The organism is Amycolatopsis sp. NPDC102522 (genome assembly GCF_055584485.1).
This window is the reverse complement of the sequence record NZ_JBVJLY010000001.1, coordinates 597,949-617,161: the sequence shown is the minus strand read 5'-3', so window position 1 is coordinate 617,161 and position 19,213 is coordinate 597,949. Positions and strand designations below refer to the sequence as shown.

At 67.9% G+C, this 19,213-nt stretch carries 20 protein-coding genes; 7 read left to right on the top strand and 13 right to left on the bottom strand.

All coding sequences use genetic code 11. The features are described from left to right. Positions 1-45 precede the first annotated feature (45 nt). Positions 46-468 (top strand): PPOX class F420-dependent oxidoreductase, encoded by a 423-nt coding sequence (locus ACZ6YV_RS02670; protein ID WP_465507989.1) that lies wholly within the window; start codon positions 46-48, stop codon positions 466-468. A 13-nt stretch (positions 469-481) separates the two neighbouring features. Here the strand turns inward: ACZ6YV_RS02670 and ACZ6YV_RS02665 are convergent, their stop codons facing one another. Then, positions 482-1,009, bottom strand: coding sequence for a TetR/AcrR family transcriptional regulator (locus ACZ6YV_RS02665; protein WP_465507988.1), 528 nt, complete (start codon positions 1,007-1,009; stop codon positions 482-484). 91 nt (positions 1,010-1,100) lie between these two features. On the opposite strand from ACZ6YV_RS02665, the gene ACZ6YV_RS02660 reads away from it, so the two are divergent. Together ACZ6YV_RS02660 and ACZ6YV_RS02655 are read left to right on the top strand one after the other, a co-directional pair. After that, a complete protein-coding gene (locus ACZ6YV_RS02660) occupies positions 1,101-2,585 on the top strand; it encodes an MFS transporter (RefSeq protein WP_465507987.1) in 1,485 nt (494 codons plus the stop codon). A gap of 19 nt (positions 2,586-2,604) precedes the next feature. Then, positions 2,605-3,993, top strand: coding sequence for an FAD-binding oxidoreductase (locus ACZ6YV_RS02655; protein ID WP_465507986.1), 1,389 nt, complete (start codon positions 2,605-2,607; stop codon positions 3,991-3,993). A 155-nt stretch (positions 3,994-4,148) separates the two neighbouring features. On the opposite strand, the gene ACZ6YV_RS02650 is transcribed toward ACZ6YV_RS02655, so the two are convergent. The 4 genes from ACZ6YV_RS02650 to ACZ6YV_RS02635 all read right to left on the bottom strand — a co-directional run bounded on the left by ACZ6YV_RS02650 (position 4,149) and on the right by ACZ6YV_RS02635 (position 7,238). After that, positions 4,149-4,859 (bottom strand): DedA family protein, encoded by a 711-nt coding sequence (locus ACZ6YV_RS02650; RefSeq protein WP_465507985.1) that lies wholly within the window; start codon positions 4,857-4,859, stop codon positions 4,149-4,151. 54 nt (positions 4,860-4,913) lie between these two features. Continuing rightward, complete coding sequence (locus ACZ6YV_RS02645) at positions 4,914-5,342, bottom strand: hypothetical protein (protein ID WP_465507984.1); 429 nt, start codon at positions 5,340-5,342, stop codon at positions 4,914-4,916. A gap of 17 nt (positions 5,343-5,359) precedes the next feature. After that, on the bottom strand, positions 5,360-6,571 hold the full coding sequence (gene nagA / locus ACZ6YV_RS02640; RefSeq protein ID WP_465508511.1) for an N-acetylglucosamine-6-phosphate deacetylase: 1,212 nt from the start codon (positions 6,569-6,571) through the stop codon (positions 5,360-5,362). Positions 6,572-6,662: 91 nt separating this feature from the next. Continuing rightward, positions 6,663-7,238, bottom strand: a complete 576-nt coding sequence (locus ACZ6YV_RS02635; protein ID WP_007032484.1) for a SigE family RNA polymerase sigma factor — start codon at positions 7,236-7,238, stop codon at positions 6,663-6,665. A 164-nt stretch (positions 7,239-7,402) separates the two neighbouring features. On the opposite strand from ACZ6YV_RS02635, the gene ACZ6YV_RS02630 reads away from it, so the two are divergent. Continuing rightward, positions 7,403-7,687, top strand: a complete 285-nt coding sequence (locus tag ACZ6YV_RS02630; RefSeq protein ID WP_465507983.1) for a YciI family protein — start codon at positions 7,403-7,405, stop codon at positions 7,685-7,687. Positions 7,688-7,691: 4 nt separating this feature from the next. Here the strand turns inward: ACZ6YV_RS02630 and ACZ6YV_RS02625 are convergent, their stop codons facing one another. The 6 genes from ACZ6YV_RS02625 to ACZ6YV_RS02600 form a co-directional block, all read right to left on the bottom strand. After that, positions 7,692-8,696 (bottom strand): PDR/VanB family oxidoreductase, encoded by a 1,005-nt coding sequence (locus ACZ6YV_RS02625; protein ID WP_465507982.1) that lies wholly within the window; start codon positions 8,694-8,696, stop codon positions 7,692-7,694. Further along, entirely contained in the window at positions 8,693-9,589 is an 897-nt protein-coding gene (locus ACZ6YV_RS02620) for a metal-dependent hydrolase (RefSeq protein WP_465507981.1), read from the bottom strand. Before ACZ6YV_RS02620 ends, ACZ6YV_RS02625 begins: the two co-directional genes overlap by 4 nt. Then, a complete protein-coding gene (locus ACZ6YV_RS02615; protein ID WP_465507980.1) occupies positions 9,586-11,055 on the bottom strand; it encodes a flavin-containing monooxygenase in 1,470 nt (489 codons plus the stop codon). Before ACZ6YV_RS02615 ends, ACZ6YV_RS02620 begins: the two co-directional genes overlap by 4 nt. 251 nt (positions 11,056-11,306) lie before the next feature. Next, positions 11,307-11,780, bottom strand: coding sequence for a pyridoxamine 5'-phosphate oxidase family protein (locus ACZ6YV_RS02610; protein ID WP_465507979.1), 474 nt, complete (start codon positions 11,778-11,780; stop codon positions 11,307-11,309). 5 nt (positions 11,781-11,785) lie between these two features. Further along, positions 11,786-12,676 (bottom strand): SDR family oxidoreductase, encoded by an 891-nt coding sequence (locus tag ACZ6YV_RS02605; RefSeq protein ID WP_465507978.1) that lies wholly within the window; start codon positions 12,674-12,676, stop codon positions 11,786-11,788. Positions 12,677-12,758: 82 nt separating this feature from the next. Beyond that, positions 12,759-13,670, bottom strand: coding sequence for an aldo/keto reductase (locus ACZ6YV_RS02600; RefSeq protein WP_465507977.1), 912 nt, complete (start codon positions 13,668-13,670; stop codon positions 12,759-12,761). 50 nt (positions 13,671-13,720) lie between these two features. On the opposite strand from ACZ6YV_RS02600, the gene ACZ6YV_RS02595 reads away from it, so the two are divergent. Together ACZ6YV_RS02595 and fbaA are read left to right on the top strand one after the other, a co-directional pair. Beyond that, positions 13,721-14,542: an LLM class F420-dependent oxidoreductase gene (locus tag ACZ6YV_RS02595; protein WP_465507976.1), complete on the top strand. Its 822-nt coding sequence runs from the start codon at positions 13,721-13,723 to the stop codon at positions 14,540-14,542. 83 nt (positions 14,543-14,625) lie between these two features. Further along, positions 14,626-15,657: a class II fructose-bisphosphate aldolase gene (fbaA, locus tag ACZ6YV_RS02590; RefSeq protein WP_378236838.1), complete on the top strand. Its 1,032-nt coding sequence runs from the start codon at positions 14,626-14,628 to the stop codon at positions 15,655-15,657. Between the two features lie 165 nt (positions 15,658-15,822). On the opposite strand, the gene ACZ6YV_RS02585 is transcribed toward fbaA, so the two are convergent. Further along, positions 15,823-17,040 carry a hypothetical protein gene (locus ACZ6YV_RS02585; RefSeq protein WP_465507975.1) on the bottom strand — a complete coding sequence of 406 codons (1,218 nt, stop codon included), beginning with the start codon at positions 17,038-17,040 and terminating at the stop codon, positions 15,823-15,825. Positions 17,041-17,434: 394 nt separating this feature from the next. Between ACZ6YV_RS02585 and ACZ6YV_RS02580 the strand changes: the two genes are divergently transcribed. Next, positions 17,435-17,842, top strand: a complete 408-nt coding sequence (locus tag ACZ6YV_RS02580) for a DUF3151 domain-containing protein (RefSeq protein WP_101611333.1) — start codon at positions 17,435-17,437, stop codon at positions 17,840-17,842. A gap of 72 nt (positions 17,843-17,914) precedes the next feature. Here ACZ6YV_RS02580 and ACZ6YV_RS02575 read toward each other — a convergent pair whose 3' ends face one another. After that, entirely contained in the window at positions 17,915-19,141 is a 1,227-nt protein-coding gene (locus tag ACZ6YV_RS02575; protein WP_465507974.1) for a lipase family protein, read from the bottom strand. Between the last annotated feature and the right edge of the window lie 72 nt (positions 19,142-19,213).

The window sequence follows — 19,213 nt, the reverse complement described above, 5'->3', positions numbered from 1 at the left end:
TGGTCGTCGCGGAACAAGCCGGACCGGCCGCGCTTTGATGAAGTCATGACCGACTCCGCGCTCTACGCGATCCTCGCCGGCCACAACTTCGGCACCCTCGCCACCATCAAGCGTGACGGCAGGCCTCAGCTTTCGACCGTCAACTACCTCTACGACGCGGACGCCGGCGCGATCCTGATCTCGATCACCGCGCCGCGCGCCAAGACCAAGAACCTCCTGCGCGACCCGCGGGCGACGTTCCACGTCTCGACCGAGAGCGGCAACGGCTACGTCGTCGTCGAGGGCCCGGCCGTGCTCACGCCGACAGCCGCTTCGAGCGATGACGCGACCGTCGAGGCGCTGGTGGACCACTACCGGCGGGCCCGGGGCGAGCATCCGGACTGGGACGAGTTCCGGGACGCCATGGTCGCCGACCAGCGCGTCCTGCTGACCATCCCGATCGAGCGCGTCTACGGCCTGCGGATGTAGCCCGGGGAGGGGGTCAGCGCTGGATGCGGGCCTTGATCTCGTCGATCCGGTCGAGCAGGGGGCTCGCGTCGTCCCGGCCGAGCGCTGCCCGCAGGTAGAGGCCGTCGCCGACCAGGATGACCAGTTCGGCGGTCAGCGGGTCGCCGACTTGCTCGCTGATCAGGTCGTGGACCTTCTGGTTGTAGATCTGCACGACCTCGGCGACCCGCGGTTCGTTGAGCATGATCCGGATCGTCGCCATGGTCGTGCGGTGCAGCGGCTTGCGCTGGGTCACGTCGGTGATGGCGGTGCGCAGGTACCAGGAGACGATGCCTTCGGGTGCGCTCTGTGCCTGTTCGAGGTCCGCGTCCGACAAGGTGGCGAGCCGGTCCATCAGGCCGTCGACCAGGGCTTCCTTGGAGCCGAAGTGGTAGAGCAGGCCACCCTTCGAGACCCCGGCGTGCGCGGCGACGGCATCGAGGGTGACCCCGCCGGGGCCTTGTTCGATGAGGATCTCCTCGTACGAGTCGAGGATGCGTTCCTTCGCGGTGGGCTTCGCCATATCGGTTGACTATACCGTCTGGACGGTTTAGTTTCGAACGAGGCGGTAACTGTACCGTCCAGACGGTTTACCTAAATGAGGAGAGTGCGCCATGGCGGGGCGCAAGCAGTGGTGGGCGTTGGCGGTACTGGTGCTTCCGGTGCTGCTGATCAGCGTGGACATGACAGTGCTCGGGTTCGCGCTGCCGTTCCTGTCCGAGGATCTGGCACCCACCGGTGCGGAGCAGTTGTGGATCGTCGACATCTACTCGTTCATGCTGGCGGGCTTGCTGGTCCTGATGGGCACGCTCGGCGACCGCATCGGCCGCCGCAAGCTGCTGCTCATAGGTGCCGCGGCGTTCGGCGCCGCGTCGGTGCTCGCGGCCTTCTCGACCAGCGCGTTCATGCTGATCATCGCCCGGGCGCTGCTCGGGGTGGGTGGCGCGACGCTGATGCCGTCGACACTGTCGCTGATCCGCAGCATCTTCACCGACCCGAAGCAGCGCCGGACCGCGATCGCGGTGTGGAGCGCCGGGTTCTCCGGCGGCATGGCGCTCGGGCCGGTGCTCGGCGGCTGGCTGCTGGAGCACTTCTGGTGGGGTTCGGTGTTCCTCATCAACGTCCCGGTGATGCTGGTGCTGCTGATCGTCGGACCGTTCGTGCTGCCGGAGGCGCGTGACCCGAAGCCGGGCCGCTTCGACCCGTTGTCGGCGCTGCTGTCCCTGGCCGCGATGCTGCCGGTGGTCTACGGCATCAAGCTGGTCGCCGAACACGGCTTCACGGTGAAGGCCGCCATCAGCGTCCTGATCGGTCTTGCGCTCGGCTTCGCGTTCGTCCGTAGGCAGAACCGCCTCGACGAGCCGATGCTCGACCTGAAACTGTTCTCGAACCGGGCCTTCAGCGGCTCCGTCGTGACGAACATGCTCGGCGTGTTCGCCATGGTCGGCCTGCTGTTCCTGGTGCCGCAGTACCTGCAGCTGGTGCTCGGGCTGACCCCGGTCGTCGCCGCGCTGTGGATGCTCCCGGCGACGGTCGCCGGTATCGCCGGCGCGCTCCTCGCGGCCTGGCTCGCGAAGCGGATCCGGGTGTCCGTCCTGGTCAGCGTCGGCCTGCTGATCGGCGCGGTCGGGTTCCTGGCGCTGACCCAGGTGTCTTCCGGCGGCGGGCTCGCGTACGTCGTGGTGTCGTTCACGCTGCTCGGCGGCGGTGTCGCCCTGTCGGAGACGCTGACGAACGACCTGGTCATCTCGGCCGCCCCGGCCGAGCGGGCCGGGGCCGCGTCGGCGATCTCCGAGACCGGGTTCGAGCTGGGTGGCGCGCTCGGCACCGCGATCCTGGGCAGTGTCGCGACCGCGGTCTACCGGTCCGGCCTGCCGGAGGGCACGGCCGAGTCCGCGCGGGACACGCTCGGCGGCGCCGTCGCGACAGCGCAGCAGCTCGACCCTGTCGCCGGGCAGGCGCTCCTGGAATCGGCTCGTGAGGCCTTCACCCAGGGGGTGCACGTCACCGCATGGGCGGGTGTCGCCGTGCTCGTCTATACAGGTGTTCAAGCGTTCGTTCTGCTCGATCGGAAAAAAAGTTCCGCAGTGCGGATCTAATGGAGCTTACGATGAGGGTATGAGCAACCATGCCCTGGTCACCCGGCTCCGTGAACACCTCGGCGAGGCCGCGGTGCTCACCGACACCGACGTCACGGACGCGTACTCGCGCGACATGATGCCGCTGGCCGCCAGCGGCAAACCCCTCGCGGTGGTGCTGCCGTCCGATGTCGAAGGGGTGCAGGCCGTGGTCAAGGCCTGCGCGGAGTTCGAGGTGCCGATCGTGCCCCGCGGCGCCGGCAGTGGTCTGTCCGGCGCCGCGAACGCGATCGACGGCTGCGTCGTGCTGGTGCTGACCAAACTCGACCAGGTCGTCGAGATCGACGAAGGCAACCGGCTCGCCGTCGTGCAGCCCGGCGTGGTGAACCTCGACTTCCGCGACGCGGTGGAGAAGCACGGCCTGTTCTATCCGCCGGACCCGTCGAGCTACGACTGGTGCACCATCGGCGGCAACCTGTCCACCAACGCGGGCGGACTGTGCTGCGTGAAGTACGGCGTCACCACGGATTCCGTGCTGGGACTGGAAGTCGTGCTCGCCGACGGGTCGCTGCTGAAGACCGGGCGCCGCACGGTGAAGGGTGTCGCGGGCTACGACCTCGCGCGGCTCTTCGTCGGCAGCGAGGGCACGCTCGGCGTGATCACGCAGGCGACGGTCGCGCTGAAACCGTTGCCACAGTTGCCTTCCACTCTCGTCGCCGCTTTCAACAGCACGGAGGCCGCCGGTGAAGCCGTCGCGAGGGTCGTCCGCGAGGGGCTGGTGCCGTCGCTGCTGGAGATCATGGACGCGACGTCGATCAAGGCCGCCGAGGCCTATCTGAAGACCGACCTCGGCACGAGCGCGGACTGCAAGGCCTTGCTACTGGCGCAATCCGACTCCGGCGGCGAGGTCGCGCGGCGGGAACTCGCGGCGCTGGAACAGATCTGCGTCGATTGCGGCGCGGATCTGGCGTACGCCACTGAAGATCTCGAAGAAGGCAAGATGCTCCTCCAGGCGCGGCGGGTCGTGCTCACCGCGCTGGAACTGTACGGCGTCTGGCTGACCGACGACGTCTGCGTGCCGCGCACCCGGATCGCCGAGCTGATCGCCGGCTGCGAGCGCATCAGCGAGGAAGTGGGGCTGCGGATCGCCGTCGTGGGCCACGCCGGCGACGGCAACATGCACCCGACGATCGTCTACGCACCGGATTCCGAGGAGGAGTTCGCTCGCGCGCGGACGGCTTTCGACGCGATTCTGGAGGTCGCCCTGTCGCTGGGCGGGACCGTCACCGGCGAGCACGGCATCGGCAGGATCAAGCGCGAGTGGCTCGCCAAGGAGATCGGCGAGGTCGGCCTTCGCGTGCATCGCCAGATCAAGCAGGCCCTCGACCCGGGGAACCTCTTCAACCCGGACTCGATGTTCTCCCTCTAGCTGCGGCTCGACGTGACTCGCGTGATCAGGCGCGGAACTCGCGTGACTGAACACGGAACTCGCGTGATTGGAGCCGGAACTCGCGTGCTCAGAGACGTGACTCGCGTGCTTGAGCGCGAGTTCGCCGTTTCGTCCGGCTCGATGTCGCGGAAGGGTCAGTCGCGCACGCGCGGGATCTGCTGCGTCGCGTCCATGTCCGGGGCCGGAGCGGCGGCTTCGTGCTTCTTCTCGCGGCGCGCCTTGAGGTACTCGATCACGATCGGCACCACCGAGATCAGCACGATCAGGACGAAGATCGCGTCGATGTTCTTCTCGATGAAGGTGACCCCGCCGAGCAGGTATCCGAGCGCGGTGATCCCGGCGGCCCACAGGATGCCGCCGATGACGGTGTAGGTGAAGTACTTCTTCGGGTCCATCTTGCCGATGCCGGCGATCCAGGTGATGAACGTCCGCACGAACGGCACGAACCGCGCCATCACGACCGCCTTCGGCCCGTGCTTCTCCAGGAAGGCGTGGGTCTGGTCGACGTACTTCTTGTTGAAGAACTTGGAATCCGGCTTCCGGAACAGCCAGGGCCCGATCTTCCAGCCGAGGCCGTAGCCGAGGAGGTTGCCGATCAGCGCGGCGAGGGTGACCAGAACGCACACCAGCCAGAGCGGAGCCTCGATCGAGCCGTTGGCGATCAGCAGGCCCGCGGTGAACAGCAGGGAGTCGCCGGGCAGAACCGGGAAGACACTGCTCTCGATGAAGATGATCAAGCAGAGGATGGTGATGACCGGGACGGTCAGCCCGCTCAGCAGGATCTTCGGGTCCAGCCACTCCGGCAGGAGGCCCATCGTCGTCACGGTGTTCTGCGCCAGGATCACACCAAAACGGTACAGGGTGACGCAGCGTGCCTTAACCCGACGGGAGAGGCCGACTCAGATCAGCGTGAGCAACCCGATGACCGAACCGGCGGCCAGTCCCAGCAGTACAGCCAGCACCAACACCCAGTACGCGGGCAGCGGGGTGTTGCCGGGCGAAGGTGCCGGAGGCGGTGTCGGACGCTCTGCCAGCCGGGCCGTTTCCGCGTCCTCCAGCGCGACGCGCTCCCGTTCGAGCGAGTCGGCGCCGGCGCCGGAAAGCAGCCCGTACTGCAGCGGCAGCTCGTTTTCCCCCGGCGTGGGCTGGGGGACGGCGGAAACCTCGTCGGTGTCCGAATTACCCTGAGTATCCGAATTGCCCTGCGTGTCGGGTTCGACGGGCTTCTCCGCGGATGCCTCGGAGATCCGCTCCGCCGAAGGGGCGAAGACGGCTTGAGCGCGCAGGGCGTCCGCCAGGAGTTTTTCCGGGTCCTTGGGCTCGCTCATCCGGACTCCCTTCGCCGCTACCCGTCGCTGACCGACACACCGCCTTCGACCGCGCCGCTCAGCGGGGCCGTGGCGCTCAATGTAGCCGCAGCCTCGTCCTTGACCCATTCACCCTGGCGAAGCACCTTGGCCGGACGCAGGTCGCGGTCGAGCACGACGAGGTCCGCCGCGAGCCCGGCGCGCAGCGAGCCTGTCCGGTCGGCGATGCCGAGCAGTTCGGCAGGTCGGCCGGAGGTCGCGCGGACGGCGTCGAGCAGGTCGATGCCCGCGCCGCGGACGAGGTTGCGGAAGGCCGCGTCCATGGTCAGCGTGCTTCCCGCCAGCGAGCCGTTCCCGGCCAGCGTGGCGACGCCGTCACGGACGTCGACCTCCAGGCGGCCGAGGATGTAGCTGCCGTCGGCGGCGTCGGTGGCCGACATCGCGTCGGTGATGAGCACCGTCCGGCCCTTGCCCGCGTGGTGCGCGGCCAGCCTGAGCACGGTCGGGTGCACGTGGACGAGGTCGCAGATCAGCTCGACGGTGACCCGCTCGTCGTCGAGGAGGGCGCCGATCGGGCCCGGCTCGCGATGGTGGAGGGGCCGCATGGCGTTGAAGAGGTGCGTCGCGACCGAAGCGCCCGCGTCGATCGCGGGGATGATCTGGTCCTCGACGCCGTCGGTGTGCCCGATCGCGGCGATGACGCCCGATTCGGCCAGTTGCCGAACGGCCTTGACCCCGCCGTGCAGTTCGGGGGCGAGGGTGACCATCCGGATGTCGCCGCGGCCCGCGCCGAGCAGCGCGTTGACCGTCGCCGTGTCCGGCTCGATCAACGTCGCCGGGTCGTGCGCTCCGCAACGGGCTTTCGAGATGAAGGGTCCTTCGAGGTGAATTCCGGCAAGTTCACCCTCTTGGACCAGCTCACGCAGTGCCGCGATCTGATCCCTGAGCACCGGGATGGGGTCCGAGACCAGACTGCCGAGCATGGTCGTGGTCCCGTGCCGCCGATGCGCGCGGACCGCGCGGAACAGCTCTTCGGGGTTCCCGCTGGAGAACGACCCGCCTCCACCGCCATGGCAGTGGGTGTCGATGAAGCCGGGTACGACCAGGCACCCGGCGACATCGACGTAGTCGGCACTGTCGATGTCCGGGGGTGTCCCGGACCCGACTTGGACGATCTTGCCGCCGGCGATAGCCAGCCAGCCGTCGTCGAGTACACGGTCCGGGGCGACTACCCGGCCGCCCACGATCACGAAATCTCCGGCGCCTCTCACGCCCCCCAGCATATATTGGTCTGGACCAAGCATGGCGGCACAACCCAGCGCTCGAGATGAAGGCCGAGCATCAGTTCGGTGACTGCATCGCTTTCTGCAGTGCTTCGAGTGCCCGGCTGGCGGTTGACTTCACGGTACCTTTCGAAATACCGGCGGCCTCGGAAATCTCGGCCTCACTCAGCCCACCGTAGTAACGGAGCACCAGGACTTCGCGCTGGCGAGGGGGCAGTTTGGACAAAGCGCTCACAACGGCCTGATGTTCACTCGACAGCATGGCGAGGCTTTCGGCCGAACGCGCGTTGACGGCGTGGGGCGCGACGTACTCGCGAGCGGTCTTGCGGCGGCGCAGCACGCTGCGTGATCCGTTGACCACGGCGGTGCGCAGGTAGCCGACGGCCGCGGCGGCGTCGCGCAGGCGTCCCCAGTTGCGGTGCAGCCCGGTGAAGGCCTCCTGGACGACGTCCTCGGCGGTGGCCGGTTCGTCCACGAGCAGGATGGCCAGCCGGACGAGTCGCATCCGGTGCTGGCGATAGAGATCCTCAAGGGTCAGCGGTGCCGCAGGCGGCGGTGGCGTGACCGGTCCGTCCATGGTGCGCAAGTGGCCGAGGGTCGCCTCGACACTGCGTTCCGCATTGCCCTCGAGCATGTACCCCTACCTGTTCATTTACCCCTTTGAAGCACAACCTGTGCCTGGCGCTCGGTCAGCGTATCGGGTGGGGCGGGACTCCTGCCTGATCGGATCCTGAGAACGCCTTTCCGGTTCGGATAACGTCTACCACCGACCCGTTCGCAGCGATCTTGGAGACGTCGATGGCCTGGTTCCTGGTGGAGATCCGGTACGTGCAGGAAAAGCTGGAGGACGTGCGTCCCCGGCACCGGAAATTCCTCTCCGACCTCGCCGAACAGGGTGTTGTCGCGCTCGGCGGACCGCTGGGCGACGGCTCCGGCGGCATCTCGCTCTACCAGGCGGCGGACGAGACGGCGCTGCTCGACGTCATCAACCGGGACCCGTACCACCTGGAAGGTGTCGTCGCGGAGCGAACCGTCCGCGAGTTCAAGCCGGTCATCGGCGCCTGGCTGCCCAAAGAAGCCTGACGGCTCAGAGGTCGAGGGTGACCGGCCCGCGTTCGACGCAGACCCGGACGCGGTCGCCGGTCACCGTCGGCAGCTCACAGGTACCGCAGAACCCCTGGCGGCACGAATAAGCGATCCCGGGCACGGTTTCGCGCAGGACGTCGAGCGTCGTCCGGTCGGCGGGCACGTCCAGCGTCCGGCCGCTGCGGGCCAGTTCGACGCGGAACGGCTTGCCGCCGACGATCGGCGGTGTCGAGAACCGTTCGAAGAACACCGGTCCCGAACCGCGAAGCGCCGCGTCCGTCCGGACCCCGACGATCATCGGAACCGGGCCGCAGCAGTAAATCGGGGCACTCTTCTCTGCCCCTTCGAGCAGTTCCGCGCCCGACGCGGGAATCCCGTAGCCCGTGTCCGGACGGATCCAGACACGGTCCCCGAATTCGGACAATTCATCCAGAAATGGCATCGAAGCCTCGTCACGGCCGGTGTAGACGAGCCGCCAGTCCGCGCCGGCGGCGACCGCGCGCCGCACCATCGGCAGGATCGGCGTGATCCCGATGCCGCCCGCGACGAACAGGTAGGCCGGGCTCGCGACGAACGGGAACGCGTTGCGCGGGCCGCGTCCGGTGATCCGCGCGCCCTTCTTCAAGGCGTGCACCGCCGTCGATCCCTCGCCGAGCAGCCGGACGCCGACGCGGTAGGCCGAGCGGTCGTCCGGGTCGCCGCACAGGGAGTACTGGCGGACCAGCCCCGGCCGCGGCGAGAGGTCGACGTGCGCGCCGGGCCGCCACCGGGGCAGCGGTTCTCCGTGTTCGTGCACCAGCTTGAGACTGACGACACCTTCGGCCTCGACGCGGAGATCGTCGACGACCAGCGGGAGATCTCGGTCGACGGCGGCCGCCGGCGGGCGGCGGCGTCCGCTCACGCCGCTGAGCCTGCGGTACAGCGCGACGACCCCGGTCAGCGACGCCATCGCGCGGTCGGTCCGCCCGCTGCCGTCGAGCCGCAGCGGGCGCGTCGGCGGCGTCACTGTGGTTCGTCGGCGGCCAGCGCGGCCGGGGAGCTCGCGAGGTACGCGACGGCCTGATCGGTGTTGCCGGTTTCGGTGGGGTGATAGGACTTCCGGAAGTACGGCAGCAGTTCGTGCCGTAGCTGCCTGCCCGAAGGCAGAAGCCCGAGCTTCGCCACCCGAAGATAGGTCCGGAACCTGGTCTTGCCCGGCCGCGTCGGGTCGTTCTTCATGAGGAACCTGGTGCCCCGCAGGAAGACCCAGGCGAGCACCGGCGTCACGACGAGCATGCTGCGCACGCGGCGGCCGTAGCGGCCGTCGAGATGCATGAACAGATCGAAGGCCACCGAACGGTGCTCGACCTCTTCGGCGCCGTGCCAGCGCAGCAGATCCAGCATCGTCGGATGGGCGCCGGCCTTGTCGAGCGCTTCGGCGTCGAGGATCCACTGGCCGAGGAAGGCGGTGTAGTGCTCGATCGCGGCGATGACGGCGAGCCGTTCGATCAGCCATTCCTCGCGCCGCTTGGCGGACTCGTGTCGTTTTGAGGACGGGTCGCGGTCGCCGAGCAGGCGGCGGAACATCCACTCCATCTGCGCGATGTACGGCCGCACGTGCACACCGGCCGCTTCGAGGTGTTCGGCGGCGCCGTCGTGCGCCTCGGCGTGCATGGCCTCCTGGCCGATGAAGCCGAGGACGTCCTCCTTGAGCCGCTCGTCGCGGATCAGCGGCACGGCCTGCTTGAACACCTCGACGAACCAGCGTTCGCCCTCCGGCAGCGCCAGATGCAGCACGTTGATCGTGTGCGTCGCCTGCGGTTCGCCGGGGATCCAGTGCATCGGCAGCGACGCCCAGTCGAACTCGACGTCCCGCGCGTGCAGGACGATCTGCTCGTGGTCCTCGTGCTGTGCGGTCACGACGCCCTCCCGCTGAGCTCGTAGTCGCTCGGGTCGACCTTGCGGGTCTCCAGCCAGTAGCGCCAGGTGAACCCGGGCCAGATCGTCCGGTTGACGCCCTTCGCGTCGAGGTACCAGCTCTTGCAGCCGCCCTGGGTCCACACGCCCTTGACGAGCTTGTCCTGGATCTCGCGCTGGAACTTCTCCTGCACGCCGGTGCGGACGTCGAGCGCGGCGGCACCCCGCGAATCGGCGAGCTTGATCGCGTCGACGACGTAACGCGCCTGCGATTCGATCATGAACACCACGGAGTTGTGGCCCAGCGCGGTGTTCGGGCCGAGGAGGAAGAACAGGTTGGGGAAGCCGGACACGCTGATGCCCTTGTGCGTGTGCATGCCCTCGGCGGCCCATTCCTTGGCGAGGTCGCGGCCGTCGATCCCGGTGATGTCCAGGTACTCCAAGGCATCCGTGACCTTGAAGCCGGTGCCGTAGACGATCGCGTCGACCTCGTGCTCGACGCCGTTCCCGTCGACGACGCTGTGTGCCTTGACCTCGCGCACGCCGTCGGTGTTGACGTCCACATTGGACCGGCCGAGCGCCGGGTAGTAGTCATTGGAGATCAGCACCCGCTTGCAGCCCATGGTGTAGTCCGGGGTGACCTTCTTGCGCAGTTTGGGATCCTTGACGCCCTTGCCGATGTGGCGCTTCGCGATCACCTCGCCCGCCTTCATGATCGCGGGGTGGCCGTTGAAGCCGACGGCGCGCACTTCGAGGAACCAGTACAGCGCGTTGCGGTAAAGCCTTTGCACACCGGGAATCCGGCGGAACGCGGTCTTGGCCCAGCCCGGCATCGCGTGGTCGGGCTTCGGCATGATCCACGGCGGCGTGCGCTGGAACAGCGTCAGCTCGGCGACTTCGGGGGCGATCCGCGGGACGAACTGCACCGCGCTCGCGCCGGTGCCGACCACGGCGACCTTCTTGCCGCGCAGGTCGTACTCGTGGTTCCACTGCGCGGAATGCCAGGTCTGGCCCTTGAACTTCTCGATCCCGGGCAGCTGGGGCACCTGCGGGATGTGCAGGCCGCCGACACCCGAGACGACGAACTGGGCTTCGATCTCACCCGACTTGGTCTGGACGTGCCAGAGTCGGGCGGCGTCGTCCCAGGTCGCGCCGGTGAGTTCGACGCCGAACCGGATCTTGCGCCGCAGCCGGTACTTGTCGGTGACGTCCTTCAGGTACCGGAAGATCTCCGGTGCGGGCGAGAACGACCGCGACCAGTCCGGGTTCTGCTCGTAGGAGAACGAGTACATGTGGGACTGCACGTCGCAGGCGCAGCCGGGGTACGAGTTGTCCCGCCACGTACCGCCGACTTCGTCCGCCTTCTCCAGGATCACGTAGTCGGTGATCCCGGCCTTCTCCAGCTGGATGGCCTGGCCGAGCCCGGAAAACCCGGTGCCCACGATCACGACCTTGAATCGCTCGGTCATCTGCTACGCCCTCCGCGTCGAGGCTTCCTGCGCGGATGACGTTACCTGAAGTAACAGTTACTTTCTAGTACGACTTACTCGTCAGTATCCAATCGGAACCCGCGACCGCGATCGACGTCGGCAGGGCGCGGCCTGGTCATCGACGTCGCCACGGCGCAGAGGGCGCCCCGCCCCCGCGATAGCGGGGCCTTCGGCCGAGGCGGGTTCGCCGTTTGGTCGCTGGGCGGAGTACGTCCCAGCTCCGCCTGCTGTCAGTATGTTCCGCCGAGCTTCGAGTGATCCCAGCTGACGATCTTCGTCGGCGTGAAGATCAGCCCGATTCGCTTCGGGGCCTGCTTGCCGATGAACCCGGCGAGCTCGGCGGGAACCGGGTCGCCCGGTTTCGCGCCCGCGTACCGCTGCATGAGGTTGATACCCATCTGGGTGACCGCGGCCGTATCCGTGATGACCTCGACGTCGGCTTCGAGGGAGATCCCGCGGAGCTTGTCGTAGCTTTCGCCGTCCTCGATGAGCACCGTGGCGCGCGGGTCGCGTTCCAGGTTCTTCGCCTTCTGGGACGTGCCGTAGGTCCAGGTCGCGATGCCCGACTCGTGCGGGTAGTACCAGAGCGGCGCGAGATGCGGGCGGCCGTTGGGGCCGATCGTCGCGACGTTGATGACCTTCTGCCCGTCGAGGTACGCGGTGAGCTCGTCGGGTGTCATGCGGATCTGGTCGCGACGCGACATACGGATCAGCCCTTCTTCGTGGCGGCCCGGCCTGCTTGACCGGTTATCGAAGATTCGTACGCGCCGCGCTCCTTGATGTCCATGAGCGCGGCGGCGTCGGCCTTCTTGATCCGGCCCTTCGCGCCGATCTCGATGATGGGCGGCAGGAACGCGCGGATCAGCTTGAGCCCGCCGACCCAGCGCGGCACGTGCACGGTGCGGGCGCGTTTGTTGACCCCGGCCTGGAGGTGGTCGAGCGCGACGGACAGCGGGTAGGTCTTGCCGAGCAGGCCGGGCATGCCGGTGCGGAGCTTGCCGAAGACCGGGTGCTTGTCGGCGCTCTCGACGAGGTCGGTGCGGATCCAGGTGGGGTGCGCGACGCCGACCTTCACGCCGAGGTGGGCGACTTCGGCGCGGAGGCTGTTGGAGAACGCCTCGACGCCCGCCTTCGCGGCGGCGTAGTTCGCCATGCCGGGCGCGTGGGTGATCGCGGCCAGCGACGAGATCGCGAGCAGGTAGCCCTTGCGGTCGATGACATGCGGAAGGGTGACGCGGAAGGTGCGCCAGACGCCCAGTAGGTCGACCTCGATGACCTTCTCGAAGGCGGCCGGATCCACCGACCGGACGAAACCGGAGGTCGCGATGCCGGCGTTCGCGATGACGATGTCGATCCCGCCGAAGTGCTCGACGACGCCGGCGGTGGCCCGCTCAAGGTCGTCCCAACTGGTGACGTCGGCTTCCCAGGCGTGGGCGCTCGCGCCGATCTTGTCGGCGACGGCCTGCTGTTCCTTGGCTTCGATGCCGACCAAGGCGACCTTCGCGCCCTGCGCGGCCAGGCGCTCAGCGAGTCCCGCGCCGATGCCCCTCGCGGCGCCGGTGATCAGGACGACCTTGCCGTTCACGCTGTTCCTGGCCACGTTGCCTCCTCGTCCGAGCCCTAAGGCTTTCGGACGTTACCCCAACCTACCCGGAGTAAGCTACCCGCAAGTAAGTCCGCGTTCAGTGGGAGGCGGCGGTGAGGGCGTCCACCTCCTCGGTGGTGAGCGAGAGGTCGGCCGCGGGCAGGAGGTCGTTCAGCTGCTCGACCGAGCGGGCGCTCGCGATGGGCGCGGTGACCGTCGGCTGCGCGAACAGCCACGCCAGCGAAACAGTCGCGACCGGGACGCCATGGGAAGCCGCGATCTCGTCGAGCGCCGAGAGGACCCGCTCGCCACGTTCGTCCAAATAGGACGAAGCGCGAGCGGCGCGCGGGCTGTCGCCGAGGTTCTCCTTTGAACGGTACTTCCCGGCCAGGAAACCCTTCGCCAGCGCGAAATACGGCAGGATGGTCAGGCCTTCGCGTTCGACCGTCGGCGCCAGATCGCGTTCGTAGTCCCGCTCGACGAGGTTGTAGTGCGGCTGCAGAGCGGCGAACTTCGCCAGGCCCTCACTGTCCGAAATGGACAGTGCCTCGCTCAGTCGTCCCGCCGAGTAGTTCGACGCCGCGATGTGGCGGACCTTGCCCGCGCGCACGAGCGCGTCGAAGGCCCGCAGCGTCTCCTCGATCGGGGTCTCCGGATCGTCGATGTGCGCGTAGTAGAGGTCGATGTGGTCGACCTGCAGCCGTCGCAGCGAGTCCTCGGCCGCCGCCGCGATGTTCGCCGCCGACAGCCCCTTCCGCTGCTCCCACATACCGGTCTTGGTCGCGATGACGACGTCGTCGCGACGTCCGCGCCGGGCCAGCCAGTTGCCGATGATCGTTTCGGATCCGCCGCCCGAATAGAGGTCGGCGCTGTCGATGAAGTTGCCGCCGGCCGCCGTGTACGCGTCGAGGACGGCGAAGGACTGCTGCTCGTCCGCTGTCCAGCCGAAGACGTTCCCGCCGAGGTTGATCCCCCGGACGTCGAGGTCGGTGTTCCCGATTTTCGCCATGCTTCGAACATAAGGGAAGACATCGGTGAGAGGTGGTGTTAGCTCGGAGCATGGGAATCGAACTCGGCAGGATCGGCATCTGGCAACACGAAAGTGTGTTCACCCCGGAGCTCGCCCGTGAGCTGGAGGAGCTCGGCTACGGCGCCATCTGGCTCGGTGGCTCACCGGATGGCGACCTCGCGAAGGCGGAGGAGCTCCTCGACGCCACGAAGACGATCAAGGTCGCCACCGGCATCGTCAACATCTGGAAGGACGACGCGGCGACTGTCGCCGCGTCGTACAAGCGCATCGAGGCGAAGCACCCGGGCCGCTTCCTGCTCGGCGTCGGCGCCGGGCACCGCGAGCACACCGCGGAGTTCAAGAAGCCGTACACCGCGCTGGTGGAGTATCTCGATGCTCTCGACGAGGCCGGTGTGCCCGTCGAAGGCCGCGCGCTCGCCGCTCTCGGTCCGAAGGTGATCAAACTCGCAGGAGACCGCACAGCGGGAGCCCATCCGTACCTGATGACCCCCGAGCACACGCGCCAGGCGCGCGAGATCCTCGGCGAAGGACCGCTGCTCGCGCCCGAGCAGAAGGTCGTCCTCGAAGCCGATCCGGTGAAGGCCCGCGAGATCGGACGAGGCGGTGTCGGGTTCTACCTCGGCCTGGTCAACTACACGAACTCCCTGCGGAAACTCGGTTTCACCGACGAGGACCTGACCGGTCAGGGCAGCGACAAGCTGATCGACGCGCTGGCCGTGCACGGCGACGCCGAGACGGTCGCCCGCGGGGTCACCGCGCACATCGAGGCCGGGGCGGACCACGTGAACATCCAGGTACTGAACCAGGACCCCCTGCCGGTCTACCGCGCGCTCGCCGCCGTCCTTCTCTGACGCGACGGCTGTAGGCACCTCCCGGCCGACCTCGTACGATGCGGCCGAGAGGTGCACCAGCCTGCTTCGAGGAGGAGTAAACGATGCCCATCGCCACCCCCGAGGTCTACGCGGAGATGCTCGACCGGGCGAAGGCGAACGAATTCGCCTACCCGGCCATCAACGTGACCTCGTCGGAGACCCTGAACGCCGCCATCCGCGGGTTCGCCGAGGCGGAGAGCGACGGGATCATCCAGTTCTCCACCGGCGGTGCGGAGTTCGCGTCCGGCCAGAAGGTCAAGGACATGGTGACCGGTTCGGTCGCGCTCGCCGAGTTCGCCCAGGTCGTCGCCGCCAAGTACGACGTGAACGTCGCGCTGCACACCGACCACTGCCCGAAGGACAAGCTCGACGGCTTCGTCCGCCCGCTGATCGAGATCTCGGCGGAGCGGGTCAAGAACGGTCAGCTGCCGCTGTTCCAGAGCCACATGTGGGACGGCTCCGCGATCGACCTCGACGAGAACCTCGAGATCGCGCAGGAACTGCTCGCCAAGGCCGCGGCCGCGAACATCATCCTCGAGGTCGAGATCGGCGTCGTCGGTGGCGAGGAAGACGGCGTCGAGGCCGAGATCAACGAGAAGCTGTACACCGCCGAGGGCGACTTCCTGAAGACGATCGACGCGCTCGGCTCCGGCGAGAACGGCCGCTACCTGCTGGCCGCGACCTTCGGCAACGTGCACGGCGTCTACAAGCCCGGCAACGTGAAGCTGCGCCCGGACGTGCTCAAGGGCGGCCAGGAGGCGGCGTCGAAGAAGCTCGGCCTCCCGGCCGGTTCGAAGCCGTTCGAGCTGGTCTTCCACGGCGGTTCCGGCTCGCTGCCGGAGGAGATCCGCGAGGCGGTGTCCTACGGCGTCGTGAAGATGAACGTCGACACGGACACGCAGTACGCCTTCACGCGCCCGATCGCGGAGCACTTCTTCAAGAACTACGACGGCGTCCTGAAGATCGACGGCGAGGTCGGCAACAAGAAGGTCTACGACCCGCGTAGCTACCTGAAGGCCGCCGAGGCGGGCATGGCCGCGCGCATCGTCGAGGCCGCTCAGTCGCTGGGTTCGGCGGGCAACAAGCTCTCCTGACCGCTCGGCTCGCGTTTAGTCCTCTGAACGCGTTGCCTCAAGTACGTGAAGGCCCCCTTCACTGCGCTAGACGCAATGAAGGGGGCCTTCACGTACTCAGAGCGTGTTCGAGGAGTCATGGCCGAATCGGACCTGGTGCGGGCCTGCTGCGCCGTCGCCTGAGCGTCAGGCGGCCGGAAGCCCCGCGCGACCGCGCCGCTTCTCCAGCAGCGAGTTCACCGCCCGCGTCCCCGGCCCGGCGGCGGCCCACAGCACGCCGACCCCGACCAGGCAGACCGCGGCCGTCCAGTACGCCACCGGCGGCGCCGACTCCGTATGCGCGTCGCCGAGGATCCACGGCCGGAACTGCGACTGCACCCACAGCATCCCGTAACCGAACGCCGTCACCAGCAGCGCGCCGACGCCCGCCGTCAGCATCCGATGATCCCGTCCGATGCGGAACGCCAGGTCGACCGCGAGGCCGACGGCGAGCAGGTAGAACGGCACGACCGAGATCGGGAAACCCATCCCGAGCAGCAGCGGCCACATCACCAGCCGGTAGCCGAGGTAGACGGCGGCGACCGTCGTCCCGGCCCAGCGGAAGCCGGTGGTGTGCCGCGCCAGCGCGAAGATCAGCGCCATCACGGCGATGCCCCACAGCGGGTAGACCCAGTCGGCGATCGGCATCGTGAAGTACTCGACGGCCACCTTGTCGACCGGATGCCCGATCTGGTTGGCGGCGAAGTTCAGCAGTTCGGGCTCGGCCTCGGGCGCGCCGCGTTCCCAGGCGCGCAGGCCGAGGATGCCGTACTCCTGCTGGCCGTTCGGGAAGAACGTGTTCTCCAGGAAGAACGCCCACAGTCCGATCAGGACACCGGTGCGCGTCCGGCCGGGCTTGGCGTACTTCAGCCAGCCCATGATCACGCCGGCCTGCATGATGCCCGTTCCGATGTAGAGCATCATGTGCGACGGGCTCCACGCGGTCAGGTCGAGACCGTTGACGCGGTGGTTGATGACGTCCAGCGGCGCCGCGATGAGGAACACCACGAGCCCGAACTGCATCAGCCGCAGCGAACGCCGGTCGGCGCCCAAGCCGGTGTAGGAGTGGATCGCCACCAGCACCATGATGATCACCGTGCCGACGGTGTTGATCAGGTGCGGCGGGGCGAGGTCGTCCCGCAGCCACATGAAATGCCACGACATGTCCCAGGACGAGCCCACCAGTTTGAAGGCGAACGCGGCCAGCCACATCGAGTAGCAGAACTTCAGCACCCAGTCCGGCGTCGCCTGTCCCGGCGCGCCGCGGTGCCAATGGAGTTTGAAGAACAGCCTCGTCTTCGCGATCGGGCTGCGGGGGATGACACCCGGCGAAAGGTCCCCGGTCACTTCTGTCGCCTTTGTCATGCGGGACATCTTCCCTGCTCCAGGTCACGGGATGGGCATTTGGGGTCGAAAATCGGGGTTCACCCGTAGGGGTGGTGGATTTGCGGTCGGCGTGCGAAGCAGGGCAAAGTGTGCCGCCATGATGCCGAAACGACTTGTCGCGGCGGTCCTCGTCGCCGCTTTGGTACTGGCCGGTGGGGGCATTCTCGGGAGCCTGTTCTTCTAGTCACAGTGTCCTGATCGTGCGCTGACGAAAGCTCGTCGAAGGGGCGTCGTTCCGTACGCCGGTCGCGTGACGCGGGAAGCGCCCCTTCACCGAGCTTTCGGGGGCCTTCGGCCCGAAAGAGGGCGCACGATGTGAAGTCTCCGTCGGGCGCAGGGCGCCCTTGGGGAGACGTGTCGGCACAATGGGCTCATGACGAACCTCCTCGGCCCCCAGCCGACGCACCTCCCCGAGCACACCGCCGCGCAGGCGGCGCTGGACGCCGGGAGCGACCCGGCCGCCGTCGCCGCCGAGCACCCCGACTACAGCGAGGCGTGGGCCTCGCTCGCCGAGAAGGCGTTCGAAGCCGGCGAGACCGTCGCCGCGTACGCGTACGCCCGCACCGGCTACCACCGCGGCCTCGACCAGCTCCGTCGCGCGGGCTGGAAGGGACACGGCCCGGTGCCGTGGGCGCACCGCCCCAATCAGGGTTTCCTGCGCGCCCTCGCCGTCCTCGGCAAGGCCGCGGGCAAGATCGGCGAGACCGAGGAGTACGACCGCTGCCGGACCTTCCTCAGCGACTCGGACCCCGCCGCCGCGGAGGCCACCGGTCTCAAGTGACTTACGTGTCATGAAAGGGTCGTTCAGGACAAAAAATGTCCTGAACGACCCTTTCATGACACTTGCGCGCCCCTAGAACAGCCCGCAGTTCCCCACAGCAGGCAGTCCCGCGAAGCGCCCCTCAAGCCAGGCGAAAGCCTCCGGGAAAGCCCGGATCGCCCCACCGACGTGCGTAGGAACCAGCGAAGTCGAGAACTGCACCTTCGCGCCCTTCGCGCACCACGAGCGCGCCATGGTGCGGCCCTGCTCGTACGGGACGATGTCGTCGAGTGCACTGTGGACGACCAGCGTCGGCGCACCCGGTTTCCGCGCGCCGATGAGCTGCTCGCCGACCCGCGTCTTGTACGGCTCCTCGGCGAGGTACGCGGTCAGCGGCCTGCCGTCCTTCGTCAGGTTCTTCGACTGGGTGAACGCGTGTCCGAAGATCGCGTCCACTGTGCACTCTTGCTTGACCTTCTCGAACGCTTCGGCGCCCTTCGCGTTCAGCACGGCCGGGATGTTCAGCTCCGGATACGCCGCGTCCATGCTGACCAGCGTGAATCCGAGGAACCCGAAGGCGTAGTGCCCGTCGATGTTCTTGCCGACCTCGGACAGGTCCGCCGGGACGGCACCCGCGTACGAACCCTTCAGCTTGAGCTCGGGCGCGTACGACGGCTGCAGTTCGGAGGCCGCCGCCGACGCCCCGCCGCCCTGCGAGTAGCCCGCGGTCGCGACGGGACCGCCGTCCGGCAGGTTCGCTTCGGGCAGGCGCTGTGCCGCGCGGATCGAGTCGAGGACGGCGTTGCCTTCGGCGGCGCGGTTGACGTACGTGTGGACGCCGGGAGTGCCGAGGCCTTCGTAGTCGGTGACGACGACGCCGTAGCCGCGAAGCAGCAGTCCGGCGATGAAGGGACCTTCGTACTCCATGCCTGCCGAGAGCGCCTTCGACGGCGCGCACTGGTCGCCGACGCCCTGCGTCCCGGCCGCGTAGCCGATGACCGGCCGCTGGCCCGCGCCGGTCCACGCCTTCTTCGGCGTGAGGACGGTGCCGGTCACGGCGTTCGCTTCGCCGTGGGTGTCGGTGCTGCGGTACATGATCCGCTGGACGTCCGCGTCGGCCTTGATGAGTTTCACGGGATCGACGTAGAACGTGGACGGTTCGTGCCGGATGATGTCGCCGGGAGCACCCGCGGGCAGTGGCGACGGGGGGTCGTAGAAGGACGGTTCGGCGATGGCCTGCTGTGCCCCGAAAGTCAGCAGGGCCGCGATGGTGGCCGCCGAGACGGCGGCGGACACACCGCGCCGGGATCCTGGACGCATGCTTGCTCCTCGTTGAGCACAAACATTTTCGACAGAAGTGTCGAAAAAGAGAGTCAGTGAGGTGGCGCACAA